The sequence below is a fragment of the Pseudoalteromonas shioyasakiensis genome, assembly GCF_019134595.1.
Lineage (GTDB): Bacteria > Pseudomonadota > Gammaproteobacteria > Enterobacterales > Alteromonadaceae > Pseudoalteromonas > Pseudoalteromonas shioyasakiensis_A.
In genome coordinates, this window is sequence record NZ_CP077770.1 from 56,111 (window position 1) to 69,255 (window position 13,145).

Genomic DNA, 13,145 nt, shown 5'->3' on the forward strand with positions numbered 1-13,145 from the left:
ACTAATCTAGGTGGATTCTAGTCTATATTTTGGCGATTAGCACTCATTGAACTCTGTTAACATTACCGCAATATAATTATTTTGGAGTGAGCCTGTGACTGAGAACACCAAGGCATTTGATAGCTGGCTTCGCACCCGTTTTGTTGAGATCAACAGCGAATTAGAAAAACTATATTGGCAACAAGACGATAAAGCGAATGTAGAGGGTGTCGGTGAGCACCTTAAGCGTCAATTAGAGCAAGAGGGTAATGAGCATATTCGTGCCTTACTGGCAGAGGGCAATACCGATGAAGGCTTTGATAACGCCTTCGATTTGTTAGGTAATGTAGGCTTGTATATGGCGGCATGCCGTCGTCATGAGATCACTGAGCCTTCGCGTGAAACAAGTTCTCCGCTAGTTGAAGCTTCTGCGTTGGCAATGCACATTGGTGCATCTATTGGTGTAACCCCGCGTTTTGCAACGGCGCATTTAACAACCCACAATAAAGCGGTTGATGGTTTGTATAAGCGCTTTACTGACCTTGAAGATGAGAAAACCTTTGTCGATTACAATACCAAGGGCATTTTAGCGTATAAGCGCGCGGCAGATGCTTTACTAAAAATTCAGCCGTTAGGGATATCGCACCCTATCGCGGCAGATTTACTCGCAGTGGCAAAACAAGCATTGCTTGATGTGATTGAGTCGAACAATACGCTATACAACAAGCTCGATACAGACCGCTTTTTCTATTGTGTACGCCCGTATTACAAACCGTATCGAGTAGGCAAAGAGGTATATCGTGGCGCGAATGCCGGTGATTTTGCGGGCATTAACGTCATCGACTTATTACTTGGTCTTTGTTTTGCCAATGAACCTAGCTACTCGCAAATGCTGGTGGATAAATTCTTGTATATGATGCCTGAAGATCAGCAGATCCTGCGTGAAAGCATGCGTATGACAAGCATTATGGATGACTTTTTAGCGGCAGAAGCTGAGCGCGATAGCGAATGGTTACAAACTAACTTAAAGCTGTTCATTCAAGTGTGTAAACTGCATGGTGATACAGCCATTGGCCACCATAATCAATTGGTCAGTAAATACATTGCGCAGCCTTCACAGCAAATGCAGCAACAACATATGGATAAAGTCACAGCCAGTGGGCCGCCTTTGCATGTGTTACTTAACTCATTAGAGCAGTTACGTGATCGCCGTGCGGCAGCTAAACGGGACGATATACGCACTCGGTTTGATGATTTAACTAAGTTAAAGCAGTGGATTAAGTAATGAACAAAAACGATTTTGTAATTCCACAAGGCAGCTATTTGCTTAACCACTCTGTTGGGCGCCCCTTAAAATCTGCTGAGCAGCATTTTCATCAGCAGTTTTTTGCTGCTTGGCAAAATGAAAATAAAGAACCATGGCAACAGTGGTTGCAAGGTGTTGAGGCATTTACGAGTAGTCTCGCTAAATTATTTAACTCGCAAAGTGAGTTATTTTGTCCACAAGTTAACTTATCGAGCGGTTTAACCAAGCTGTTGATGTCGCACCCGCGACTGCAGCAAGAGAATTGCAAAGTGTTAATGGCAGAAAGTGACTTTCCAAGCATGGGTTTTGCGATGCAAAAAGCCTTACCGGAAAGTGCTGAAATCGTGTTTATTGATAAGCATGAAGACTTAACCGATGCGCAGGTTTGGCAGTCATATTTAGCGAATAATGATATTGATTTAGTCTTTATTAGCCATGTTTATTCAAATACGGGTCAGCAAGCGCCTATTTATGAAATTATCAATATCGCAAAGCAACACAACACATTGAGCTTACTTGATGTTGCGCAGTCTGCGGGCATTTTAGAGGTCGACTTAACTAAGCTTGATGCCGATTTTATGCTGGGCTCAAGTGTCAAATGGCTATGTGGTGGACCGGGTGCTGCTTATTTATGGGTTAACAGCAAGCAGCTATCACTTTGTCAGCCACAAGATGTTGGCTGGTTTTCTCATCAAAATCCTTTTGAATTTGATATTAAGCACTTTGCTTATCATCAAACCGCGTTGCGCTTTTGGGGCGGTACCCCTTCAGTTGCACCTTATATTCTGGCTTCGCATAGTATTAATTACTTTGTAGAGCTTGGGATTGAGAAAGTACGCGCTCATAACTTAGCAATGCTCGCTCAGTTTCATGACCAATTGGCTGATTATATGCGCTCACCAATACAGGCTGACAAATGCTCTGGAACGGCTATTATGCATTTTGGCGAGCAACAAGCGGCTGTTAAAGCTGCGCTTATTGCAGCGAATATTGCGGTTGATGAACGTCACTTAGGCTTAAGAGTCTCTGCTCATATTTATAATGATCAGCAGGATATAGATACTTTTATCGCGACTGTGAAAAGCGCTTTATAACAAAACGCTTAATTAAGTGTTATTGCGAGTTGGTATTACGTTAAGAGCTTGTCGAGCTTTTGCTTTGACAGAACGCCAGTGCGTCATTGGTTTTTCGGGGACCAGCGCTAAAATTTGCTCAAAGTCGATGTCATCAATACTGACTTCGTTGCTGTGGGCAAACATAATCCGTTTTGGTTGTAGCGCTTTTAGCATCAACAAAGAGCTTAAATACAGCTTTGGGTAAAAAACAGGAAAGGGTGGCACAAGCTGTCCTTTTACTTTTACCAGTAAATCAGCAATGTAAATTCGCTCGCTAGGAATATGATAAAGGCTAATATCTCGGTCAGTGTGACCTGGGCTATGTAGTGCTTGCCAATCGTCAAAGCCGGGTAGGGTTGCATCAGTAGCAAGGTAATAATCTGCATCTAGATGGCGGCTGTACCAAAGGTTGTGCCGTTTTTTATTTAACCTACCTGCGACCCACCAAGCTAAAGCGATATCGGTTAAATGCATTAAGAAACCATCAATGCCTCTATACCATTGACCTGGAGCATTCGACGTCGCTATTTTACCGCCACTTAACTTTCTTAGTGCATGCGCTCCACCGGCATGATCTGGGTGCATATGGGTGACTACAATCAGTTTTAAGTCAGTGATAGGGCGCTTTAGTTGTTCGGTAATATAGTCAAATACTGTATCAACATCAGCACGGCAACACCCATCAAGCAGCATCAATTTATCTGGATATTCAACTAAATAGATATTTTGAATATAACCTTCGAGCGTGTGAATGTGCAAATCAATTGACCCCTAAACTAAATCAGCAAATGTTGTTATATCATGTCTGACCAGTTTTGGTAAGTTAAGCTAATTGGATTGCGTGCCTCGCTCTTTGAGCTGCTTTTTGTTTTCTTCTAACTGTGCTACCTGTTTTTCGAGGATGCTGATTTGGCTTTTATAGTAAGCGTTAATACGCTCACTTTGTTTGCTGATAGCATCATCAATAGACGCTGCGCCTAACCTATTTGCGGCATCTTGCGTCATATTATTGAGTTTATCGATGCGCTCACTTTGCTTCTTTTGTAGCTCTTTGATTTCTAGCTGAAGGCGGTCTATTTCGCGATCGGCTTTTTGAATTTTTAAATAATCTTCAACACTTAAGTCGGCAGGTTTGTTTGGCTTTTGCGGCTGCTCTGTAGCTGGTGTTTGGCTAGTTGCTGGTGGCGGTGCAATTTTCACGATTACTGCATCTTTTCCACAAGGTTTCTCTGTAAAAGTGGCAACACCGTCAATCATGCACTTATAAATAGTGGCTTGACTGTTGGCGCTGGCAAGTAGGGCAAGAGTAAAAAATGCAAAACGAAACATAGCATCACTTTGTGTAGCAAATAGATACTTAGCATGCATGAAATATAATGAGGAGTGCAAGTTTTCGGGCATAAAAAAACCGCTAAAAAGCGGTTTTTAACAATAAAATGGTGGAGAAGGAGGGATTCGAACCCTCGATAGAGCTACAAACCCTATACTCCCTTAGCAGGGGAGCGCCTTCGGCCACTCGGCCACCTCTCCAGCGCATAATTCTGATTGTAATTTGCTGAAATTAATCAACAAATAAAAATAAGTGGTGGAGAGATAGGGATTTGAACCCTAGAGGGGCTACAAACCCCTGCCGGTTTTCAAGACCGGTGCATTCGACCACTCTGCCATCTCTCCACGTCGTGATGCGAGAATAATACTTAGCTGAATCGGCTGTGTAAATAGGAAAAAGTTTGTTTGCTTGTTTTTTGAGCGTAAAGAGGGAGTTTTTTGTAAAAAGGTTTAATTTATTGCTGTTTTTAACTTAAAAGAAGAGGGGTGGAGCAGTAAACGGAGGAGCTAAAGAAGGATCTTCGTTAGTGGTTGGGTGTTTACTGCACCGATAAAGTAACCATGGTTGGGGATTACTTGTGTTGTACTGCGCCGCCAAGAGCTAACTTTTTGCCGTAGCGATTTAGTTTTGCCAACATTTTTGCTTTGCGGTTTGTTGGTTTTACGGCAACATGAGTTGCAGCGTTTTGATTTAATGTATTAATTGGGTTCATTACTTTGCTCCGGGTTGTGTTTGGTTGAAAACGTGAGTATTTTGCAATCAAACTGGACAAAAATAAAACGATAAAAATTGAGTCTTTCGGATAACTTTTTCTAATCCAAAATCCTTTTATTAACATAGGGTTAAGTTTTTGTCTTAGTGGTATTTTGCATGCTTATGCAATTGCGTTTGCGTTGAAGTGCAAGTAAATAAAGGTTTTTGGCTTTTGGCTTTTTTATTTATGCGTTTTTAGAGTGAGAAAGTGATTAATTATTCAGATTAATATAATTTGAACGAGTGTGGTGTTTTTGCCATGCAAGAAAAGAAGTAACCGTTGATGTTGATAATAATAAAGCCAAGTGACAAAAAAAATCATAAAAACAGTGTTGATTGGCTACTAAAAGAATGTAACAAAAGACAGATTGAGCCTGAATTGTATTTAACCACAGGCAAATTTGAGAATGATTGCGCTGATATTGCGCTTTTGGCTAAAAACCAGACCCAAGTTGTGGTGATTGGTGGCGATGGAACGCTGCATTTAGCCGTTAATGCATTAATGACGAGTCGCTGTTCTATCGCGTTAATTCCGGCAGGCACAGGAAATGATTTTGCTCGTGGCTTTGCGTGTAAGCAACAGGCTTGGTATGACGCTGTTTTTAATAGCCGTACGGAGTTAATCGATGTTGGGCAAATCAATCAGCGCTATTTTATTAATGTGGCGGGAATAGGTTTTGACGCCGAAGTCGTGACTCAACTAAATAAAGCCGGAAGTTTTAGCTCGTTTGGCTACACTTGGCAGGGCATCAAACAGCTATTTTCATTTCAGGCACGTTCACTTCAGGGTGAGTTTAATGGTAAAGCACTCAACTACAGTAATTTAGCGACGATTTTTGCTAATCATCATTACTTTGGTGGTGGCTTAAAGATTGCCCCTCGAGCAAAGTTAAATGATGGTCAGCTTGATTGCTACTGCATGCCAGCTGGCGGTTTGTTGAAAAACCTGGTCAGCTTTTTGTATTTGCTGCTCGTAAAGCATCATGGTTTGCACGCGCTAGAATATACCCGGTTAACAACTGCCGAGGTCACAACGAAAGGGTTGGCTATAGAAGCCGATGGTGAGCTTGTTGGTTTTACTCCGGCTAACGTTAAGATACACAAACAAGCACTTCGTTTTCATATGCCATAAAAAAGCGCCGGCAAATTTGCCAGCGCTTGGTGTTAGAGGCGACATAGTCACTTCTAACTGGGGATGGAGCTTCTTTGCTGTAAGTTACGCGCAGCAAAAAATGCTTTAATTTGTCGAGTTGGAGTTAGCACGATAGCATTACCGAATAACACCAAGCTAAAGCCCATAAAGGTATTCGCTTGCCATTCAAATCCTTCAAAAAAGGTGCTTAAGACCACTGCAACCAGCGGGAACAATACGATTACATAGCTTGCTCGCTCAGGGCCGATATTTTTAAGTAGCGCGAAGTAACAAGCAAATGCGATTACGGTACCAAATACTGCTAAATAGAAGAGCGATACCCAATAGCTGGTTGGGGCATTCAATGTCAGCTCAACGTCGCTTACTAAAACATAAGCAGCTAGCCCTAAAGCGCTGTATAACATGCCCCAGGCATTGCCCTGAAGTACGCCAATATTACGCTGAGAGTTTCGAACACTGACCATATTTCCCAATGAAGCCACAAAGGTCCCAGACAACGCAAGTAGTAACCCGACCAATGCACCATTACTCAAGTCGAATTGCTGAATTTGTGGCCAAAACAAGCTGGCAATACCCATTACGCCGAGTAGAGCGCCAAAGTAAATTCGCTTAGCAATCGGTTTTGCGAAGAACAAGCGGGTGTTAATAATGTTCATTAATAGCAACATCGAAAAGGCAATTGAGGCCATTGCTGAGGTGAGAAAGTTCTGCGCCCAATACAGCACTAAATAATTTAAACCAAAGTTAAATAAAGCCAATAATGCAAAAAATCCGTGATCACGCAGTGAATATTGCATAGGGAGCTTTTTCACGAGCACAAAGGCCCACATTAAAATGGCTGCAATGGCAAAGCGATAAAATAAAGAGACCTCAACAGCAACATCACCTAGTTGAAACTCAATAGCTAGCCAAGTCGATCCCCAGATCAGCACTGTAGCAAGGTAGAGAGCGGCGCTTTTCATAGTTAGTACCCAAAAATTGAAAGTATGTTCATTTTAATCCTCTTCTGTATACTTAACATATACAGAAAACTAGAAATGCAACCTATACAGTTTGGTGGGCTATGTCACAAGTTATCAGTCGTAGTAACAGTGAGTTCTTATATCAACAAGTTATTCAGCTAGTTAGGGATCTATGCTTGCAAGGCTCGTTATTACCGGGTGAAAAATTACCTTCGCTCAGAAAAATGGCAGACAAGCTCAACATTAGTATTCCTACGGTAAAGCAAGCGTATCAATTACTTGAAGGGCAAGGGCTGATCGAAGCCAGAGAAAAGTCAGGCTACTTTTTAAAGTCTTCACAGTTAAATCAGTCCCGTCCAAAGCGAGTTAGGCTCAGTCGAGAGCCTACCACTGTCAATAAGCAAGGCTTAATAGAGCAAGTCTATAGCGCTATCCATAAGGCTAATGTGGTGCCATTTGGTATCGCTAACCCTGTAGCCGCTGCACCAACAGATAAAGCACTGGCACGAACAATGCGCCGAGTAATGACACTGGCTGGCGCATCGGCAATTAATTACGGCCCGATGGATGGTTTTGCACCACTTAAAAAACAACTCATTCATCGCTATTTGGACTTTGGCATTGGGGTTGATAGCGATGAATTAGTGATCACCAATGGTGCTCAAGAAGCGTTGGCGATTGCCCTTAAGTGTGTCGCTAAACCCGGTGATGTTATTGCTATCGAGTCGCCTTGTTATTTTGGCATTATCGAATTAATTGAAAGCTTAGGTTTAAAGGCGCTGGAAGTACCGCTGTGCCCCGATGAAGGAATATGGCTAGATGATTTGGCTCAAGCACTCGATGAGCATGATATAAAAGCCTGTGTGTTTTCAACCTCATTAAATAACCCAGTTGGCAGTTTTATGCCTGATGCCAAGCGTGAGCAATTAGTGGCACTTTTAGAGCAACGCGACGTGGTACTTATTGAGGATGATGTTTATGGCGACTTACATTTTACAGCTAAGCGTGCCACTCCTGCACAGGCCTATTCAAAAAAGGGCTTAGTGATCACCTGCGCGTCGTTTTCAAAAACAGCTGCCCCTAGTTACCGCATAGGTTGGATCATTGCTGGTAAGTTTGCAGAGCAAGCAAGGCGACACAAACGCGCGCTTAGTTGCTCTGCGCCACTTATAAACCAGTGGACCTTGTATGAGTTTATAGCTAGCGGTGAGTACGACCGTAACATTCGTTTGCTTAGACAGCGCTTAAGTACCAACAAAGAGCGAATGATTTGGTGCCTGCAGCAATATATGCCAAGTTGTGCGCGTATAAGTAACCCGCAAGGGGGCTGTGTTATCTGGGTTGACCTTGGTAGCCAATATGATGCGGTAAAGTTATTCCATTTGGCACTAGAGGCGGGGATCAGCATTACTCCAGGGTTGATATTCTCAGCGGGTAAAAAGTACCGTAGCTGTTTTCGCTTAAGTTATGGCTTGCCTTGGTCTGAAAACTTAGAGCAGGCGATTAAAACGTTATCGCAACTGACTGCGCTGGCCAAAAAATAAAAAAGCGCAGAGCAAGCTCTGCGCAAAGGACCAAGTGTTTTGGTTCAGGGATGTTAATTCATTACTCTGCGTTCTGTTTGAAAGTAAATAGTTGATACTCTTTTAGCTCTGGTACTAGAACAACTAGCTCTTGCTCTTTATGAGCGATATCAGCAAAGCTGCCGCATAATGCATCTGCTCGTTCTTCAAGTTGAGCTGCCTGTGTTTCTACGCGTGCTTCTATTTGTGCGCCCATGTTTTCCATACGTTGCTCAAACTCATCCATGTCGCCACCTGAACCTAAAAGCTCAGAACCTAGTGCCACTAAAATGCTGCCCATTGATTGCATCATGGCTGACTCTACAGCCGATTCAATTTGCTCATCGAATTGGTCTTCAAAGTTTTGGCCAAATTTTTCGAAATTTTGCTGACCCATGGTGAACGCACCTTGCTGATAGAAAGCGTTTTGTACTTCTACGCTGATATCGTCCATTAATTCTGAAATGTCGCTTAGGCCATCAATATTGAAAGCATTTGATACTTCTTCGATGGCTACACCTGCTATTTTTACGCCATCAAGTGCGATATTTGCTACTTCAGGAAGTTGGCTGCGTAAGCTGTCTGAGTAATCTGCAATTGCTTGCTGTTGTGAAGCATCAAGCGACACGCTTTGACCATCGATATATAAAGTGTTCTGATCGATGATTTTCATAGTGCGATTATCGGCTGTGTATACTTCTAACTCGCTTGGTGTGATGCGTACATCATTTATAAATTCAACATCACACTGCTCACCGCTGAATGAAATATTTGTATCATTATCGTTATGAGCCATTGCGCCGGTAGCGATAAATAAAGAACTTACTAACAATAACTTTTTCATTTTTTTCTTTCCTGTTTGAAATGACACTAATACATAATCAAATTGAATGCCAAAATTTATAAATTTAATTAATTCAATTGCTTGCTGTATTTTTAGGCTTTTTTAAAAATTGCGGAGAGTAACTTTTTAACCATTTTTTAGTCAAATTAACTAAAAAATACACATGCATAAATGACTCTTATCGAAACGATAAAAAACTCTCACTTTTCAGAAATCAAATTTAGCGCTATTTATTCACAATATTGACATATGACCTATTTAGCATGGGTGTATGGCTTTATTTTGGTGGTTTTTTAGATACTAAATTACTACTGAGCTTTTTAATCTTTGCCAATTCATCGAGCAAATTTTAATCTCAAGAATTGGTCTCAAACACTTTATGGAGTGGGTTGTGGGTAAGACATTTAGTTATGACGCGCTAGATGACGATTTTGTTGAAGACGAGTACGAAATGGTCGGGCGTAATCAACACGACAAGAAAAAGCAACGCGTAAAGAAGAAGTTGGAAGACTATCTTGAGCAAAAACGCTTGCGCAGAAACTTAGGCGATGACGACTTTGACGAGTACTTGAACGACTAAGCATTAATTTAGATAAAGAGGCAATTTGCCTCTTTATTGCTTTTTTATGCTTTGTTATTTGCTCAGTGCAGCTGCGATGTCTGATTCGAGCTGTTCAGGCTTTGTAAGTGGCGCATATCGCTTAATGGCCTTGCCATCTTTACCAATTAAAAATTTGGTGAAGTTCCATTTTATTTTGCGGGTGATAAAACCTGGTAACTCTGATTTTAGGTATCTAAAAACAGGGTGAGCATGTTCGCCATTCACATCGACTTTGCTCATCATTAAAAAGCTAACGCCATAGTTAATTAGGCAGCCTTCTTTAATTTCTTTTGCATCACCTGGTTCTTGTTTACCAAATTGGTTACAAGGAAAACCAATTATCACTAAGCCTTGCTCATGATACTTTTCATGCAGTGCTTGTAAGCCTTCATATTGTGGAGTGAAGCCACATTTACTTGCTGTATTTACAACAAGTACGACCTTGTTTTCAAAATCAGAAAAGTCAACGGTTTGGCCTTGTAGGCTGGTGGCTGAGAGTTGGTGAAATTCGCTCATAATGATAACTTTTTTATTATTGTTGCATTGATTCTAACTTGCTTGGAGTTTTTCTAAAAGGGTAAATTTTAATCAGCGCTTTTCTTATTTGGTGTTAAGCATCGCAGCTAACTTAAAATTATAAATAATCCCATCCCTGCCAGTGTTGTGTAGTATATGTTATGTGTTTTATAAGCCACGATAACAGACACAACAGCAGCGCTTAGATAGGGGTTTTGCCACTCTAGATTTATTCCTTCGTCATTAATAAACACAATGGGCACCCAAATTGCGGTGAGTACGGCAGGGGCGCTAAAACTTAAAAATTGCTGCATTTTCGGGCCGACTTTAAACGGTAATGCGCGGTGCAAAAATAAGTAACGTGTGAAGAAGGTGATACACGCCATTAATAAAATGGTGGTCATCATAGTGTATGCTCCTCTTTTGCTTGCCAGCGACTAATTAGATAACCCACTGTCATAGCGATAAGAGCTGCGGTGACAAGCCAAAGTTGAAAGCCCTGACTTTTTAATAGTGTTGCTACAACGCCTGCGGTGATCACTGTAGCCAGTGTCGCAATGTTCTTTACTCCCGGAATAACTAAAGCAATAAACGTGGCAGCGATGGCAAAATCAAGGCCAAGGTGTGTTAAATCGGGAAGTAAGCTTCCTGCGACAATACCTAGTAAGGTCCAGATATTCCAGGCAATATAAAAACTAAAGCCGGCACTGAGTGCGTAAATAAGGCGAACTTTTGTGCGGTAGGCTTTGTGATGATGCGAAAAAGCAAATAATTCATCGGTTAGCACAAAACTCACTGGCAGTCGCCAACGAAAGGGTTGGTCAATGACTTTGTGGCGAATAGCTAAACCATATAAAAAGTGCCGTGAGCTAATAATGAGTGTGGTAAATAAGATAGTTAAAAGCGGCGTGTTGCCGGCCATTAATTCAATTGCAACGAGCTGTGCTGAACCTGCAAATACCAATAACGACATCGCTTGTGTTTCTAAAGCACTGAAGCCATTTTGAACTGCTAACGAGCCACATAAAATTCCCCAAGGTAACACCGCGAGGCATAAGGGGAGCATGTCGAAAAATCCTTTTAGCAAGGCTCTTATTGTTGATTTATGCATCTTATCGCTCATGTTTGTTGTTATGGCTCAGATCAAAACAGCTGAAATAGAGGTGTGTCAAAATAACTGAAGTTTGCAATAATGTATAGCCGAACCCGTTGTTGAAATTTCATATCTGCAAGTTATAAGCGTCTTTTAAAGGGAAAGTTACAATGTCTAAAGTTAAAGTATGGGATGGCTTTATAAGAAGCTTCCATTGGTTATTAGTTGCGGCCATCGCAACACTCTATTTTAGTGCTGAAGAAGGTATGTTGGAGCTGCATTTTGCTGCAGGCTACTTCACTCTAGCGCTTATTATTACACGTCTTGTTTGGGGCCTTATTGGTAGTAAAACGGCAAAGCTCTCAGCGCTGATTCATTCACCTGTTGCTGCAATTAAATCGTTTACAAGCAATGAACATAAGGCGGGTCACGGCGCGGCGGGTAGTTATATGGTGATAGCCTTCTTTGCGTTACTCATTGTGCAGCTAACCTCTGGCTTAATGACTAGTGACGATATATTAACGGATGGCCCGCTGGTGGCGCATGTATCCTCAGATACCGTAGATTTTGCCGGTTGGTTACATCACTTAAACTTTGACATTTTGTTGTATGCCATTGTGTTGCATGTATTGGCGATTGTGATTTACCGCATTAAAGGAAAAAACTTAGTGAAGCCTATGCTAACGGGTAATAGTGAGCAAGTTGCGGTTACTGAGCCTGTTACTAAATCGCCGCTGATCGCTTTTGTTATTTTTGCAGTGTGCTTAGTGGTGCTATTTACGACTTGGGGTGCAGAGCCGCTCAGCTATTTGCTTGGGTAGCAACTTCAAGACATGAAAAAAGGCGCTTTTTAGCGCCTTTTTAGTTCAAATTTTTAACTAGTCTTTGAAAGACTTGTGGCAATCTTTACAGCCTTTAGCCCATGCGCCAAATGCTTTGCCAATTACTTTTTTATCGCCGCTTTGTGCTGCAACTGCTAGCTCATCTGCATATTGTTGGAAAGCAACGGCTTTTTTCATAAAGGTTTCGTTGTCGCTCCACACAGCTGCAAGTGCAGATGTATCGCCTTTATCAGAGCCCGCTACGAAAGCTTCCCAAGGCATTTTAGATAATGCCGCTGCATTGTCGGCACGCTTTTGAAAGCGTTCTGCATCAAAAGGTACTTTTCCTTTTAGCATATCGCCCATGTCACCAATTTGTACGCGGATCATTGAAAATGCTGCCTGACGGTACTCGATTGCATCGCTTGGCTCTTCAAATACAGAATTTGCTGATGCGCCTAGTGCCATTGTAGATAGCATTGCACCTAATACTAATTGTTTTAATTTCATTCCTTTTGCCCCTTAAGATGTCATAAAAATAAACTAACTGAGTTGTATCTTAGCTCAATATAATATTCAAGTGTATTGCGGTTAATCTTAACTTAAGTTTAATTTAATCATTTATATCTATATCAGCGAAGATCATGCCGCGGCGCATGCTTCTTGTTGCTAAGAAAACCTCGCATAGTAAAGATAAAAATCCACATATCAACAGCGCCATAGCGGCCACAAAGCAGCTAGCAATTGTCACGCTTAAGTTGATCGATTGGATATGCGATAAAAATAGACACATAACCACAGCACATACTAATAAGGCACTGAGTACACTTAAACTAAATGCGATATGAATGCAGCGAGAGCGTTTCAACAGTGCCCTTAGCTCCGTTGTTAATGACTTATTGAAGTCTTCATCAGTACTGACTTTAAGTTTGCGTTCTAATTGTCTCGCTCGATCGGTAATACGCGCCAAGCGGTTGGAAAGCACGCCTAATGTTGCAGCAATACCGGTAATTAAAAAGACGGGCGCAACAGCTGTTTGAATTACTTTTGCCATGGTAAGAATGTTGATTACTTCTGAATTCATTTTTAAGACTCTATTTTATAAAACTC

General features: G+C 41.6%; 16 protein-coding genes and 2 tRNA genes. 6 read left to right on the plus strand and 12 right to left on the minus strand.

Annotated elements, in window-relative coordinates; translation table 11 throughout:
* Window positions 1-94 precede the first annotated feature (94 nt).
* A complete protein-coding gene (locus tag KQP93_RS00295) occupies window positions 95-1,264 on the plus strand; it encodes a PrnB family protein (protein ID WP_217875427.1) in 1,170 nt (389 codons plus the stop codon).
* Window positions 1,264-2,379, plus strand: a complete 1,116-nt coding sequence (locus KQP93_RS00300; RefSeq protein ID WP_217875428.1) for an aminotransferase class V-fold PLP-dependent enzyme — start codon at window positions 1,264-1,266, stop codon at window positions 2,377-2,379. Before KQP93_RS00295 ends, KQP93_RS00300 begins: the two co-directional genes overlap by 1 nt.
* A 12-nt stretch (window positions 2,380-2,391) precedes the next feature.
* Here the strand turns inward: KQP93_RS00300 and KQP93_RS00305 are convergent, their stop codons facing one another.
* The 5 genes from KQP93_RS00305 to KQP93_RS00325 all read right to left on the minus strand — a co-directional run bounded on the left by KQP93_RS00305 (window position 2,392) and on the right by KQP93_RS00325 (window position 4,442).
* On the minus strand, window positions 2,392-3,159 hold the full coding sequence (locus KQP93_RS00305) for an MBL fold metallo-hydrolase (RefSeq protein WP_217875429.1): 768 nt from the start codon (window positions 3,157-3,159) through the stop codon (window positions 2,392-2,394).
* 69 nt (window positions 3,160-3,228) lie between these two features.
* A complete protein-coding gene (locus tag KQP93_RS00310) occupies window positions 3,229-3,729 on the minus strand; it encodes a DUF4124 domain-containing protein (RefSeq protein ID WP_217875430.1) in 501 nt (166 codons plus the stop codon).
* Between the two features lie 108 nt (window positions 3,730-3,837).
* Window positions 3,838-3,930: transfer RNA gene (locus tag KQP93_RS00315), tRNA-Ser, on the minus strand.
* 53 nt (window positions 3,931-3,983) lie between these two features.
* Window positions 3,984-4,074, minus strand: a tRNA-Ser gene (locus KQP93_RS00320).
* Between the two features lie 227 nt (window positions 4,075-4,301).
* Window positions 4,302-4,442 (minus strand): hypothetical protein, encoded by a 141-nt coding sequence (locus tag KQP93_RS00325; protein WP_166341396.1) that lies wholly within the window; start codon window positions 4,440-4,442, stop codon window positions 4,302-4,304.
* A 324-nt stretch (window positions 4,443-4,766) separates the two neighbouring features.
* Between KQP93_RS00325 and KQP93_RS00330 the strand changes: the two genes are divergently transcribed.
* Window positions 4,767-5,615, plus strand: coding sequence for a diacylglycerol/lipid kinase family protein (locus tag KQP93_RS00330; protein WP_217875431.1), 849 nt, complete (start codon window positions 4,767-4,769; stop codon window positions 5,613-5,615).
* Window positions 5,616-5,668: 53 nt separating this feature from the next.
* On the opposite strand, the gene KQP93_RS00335 is transcribed toward KQP93_RS00330, so the two are convergent.
* Window positions 5,669-6,598 carry a DMT family transporter gene (locus KQP93_RS00335; protein WP_217875432.1) on the minus strand — a complete coding sequence of 310 codons (930 nt, stop codon included), beginning with the start codon at window positions 6,596-6,598 and terminating at the stop codon, window positions 5,669-5,671.
* Window positions 6,599-6,699: 101 nt separating this feature from the next.
* Between KQP93_RS00335 and KQP93_RS00340 the strand changes: the two genes are divergently transcribed.
* A complete protein-coding gene (locus KQP93_RS00340) occupies window positions 6,700-8,142 on the plus strand; it encodes an aminotransferase-like domain-containing protein (protein ID WP_217875433.1) in 1,443 nt (480 codons plus the stop codon).
* Window positions 8,143-8,203: 61 nt separating this feature from the next.
* On the opposite strand, the gene KQP93_RS00345 is transcribed toward KQP93_RS00340, so the two are convergent.
* The gene (locus KQP93_RS00345) at window positions 8,204-9,004 is read right to left on the minus strand and encodes a YggN family protein (protein ID WP_217875434.1); all 801 of its coding nucleotides are present in this window, start codon (window positions 9,002-9,004) and stop codon (window positions 8,204-8,206) included.
* Window positions 9,005-9,395: 391 nt separating this feature from the next.
* Here KQP93_RS00345 and KQP93_RS00350 point away from each other — a divergent pair, with 391 nt between their 5' ends.
* Window positions 9,396-9,584 carry a PA3496 family putative envelope integrity protein gene (locus KQP93_RS00350; RefSeq protein WP_082389337.1) on the plus strand — a complete coding sequence of 63 codons (189 nt, stop codon included), beginning with the start codon at window positions 9,396-9,398 and terminating at the stop codon, window positions 9,582-9,584.
* A 54-nt stretch (window positions 9,585-9,638) separates the two neighbouring features.
* On the opposite strand, the gene KQP93_RS00355 is transcribed toward KQP93_RS00350, so the two are convergent.
* From KQP93_RS00355 to KQP93_RS00365, 3 genes are all read right to left on the minus strand, one after another.
* Window positions 9,639-10,121, minus strand: a complete 483-nt coding sequence (locus KQP93_RS00355; RefSeq protein WP_217875435.1) for a glutathione peroxidase — start codon at window positions 10,119-10,121, stop codon at window positions 9,639-9,641.
* A 107-nt stretch (window positions 10,122-10,228) separates the two neighbouring features.
* Window positions 10,229-10,528, minus strand: coding sequence for an AzlD domain-containing protein (locus tag KQP93_RS00360; protein WP_217875436.1), 300 nt, complete (start codon window positions 10,526-10,528; stop codon window positions 10,229-10,231).
* On the minus strand, window positions 10,525-11,232 hold the full coding sequence (locus KQP93_RS00365) for an AzlC family ABC transporter permease (protein ID WP_254907699.1): 708 nt from the start codon (window positions 11,230-11,232) through the stop codon (window positions 10,525-10,527). Before KQP93_RS00365 ends, KQP93_RS00360 begins: the two co-directional genes overlap by 4 nt.
* 152 nt (window positions 11,233-11,384) lie before the next feature.
* On the opposite strand from KQP93_RS00365, the gene KQP93_RS00370 reads away from it, so the two are divergent.
* Window positions 11,385-12,035, plus strand: a complete 651-nt coding sequence (locus KQP93_RS00370; RefSeq protein ID WP_217875437.1) for a cytochrome b/b6 domain-containing protein — start codon at window positions 11,385-11,387, stop codon at window positions 12,033-12,035.
* A 57-nt stretch (window positions 12,036-12,092) separates the two neighbouring features.
* Here the strand turns inward: KQP93_RS00370 and KQP93_RS00375 are convergent, their stop codons facing one another.
* Window positions 12,093-12,545 (minus strand): c-type cytochrome, encoded by a 453-nt coding sequence (locus tag KQP93_RS00375; protein ID WP_217875438.1) that lies wholly within the window; start codon window positions 12,543-12,545, stop codon window positions 12,093-12,095.
* Window positions 12,546-12,648: 103 nt separating this feature from the next.
* Window positions 12,649-13,119, minus strand: a complete 471-nt coding sequence (locus KQP93_RS00380) for a DUF2721 domain-containing protein (RefSeq protein ID WP_054554628.1) — start codon at window positions 13,117-13,119, stop codon at window positions 12,649-12,651.
* Window positions 13,120-13,145: the final 26 nt, after the last annotated feature.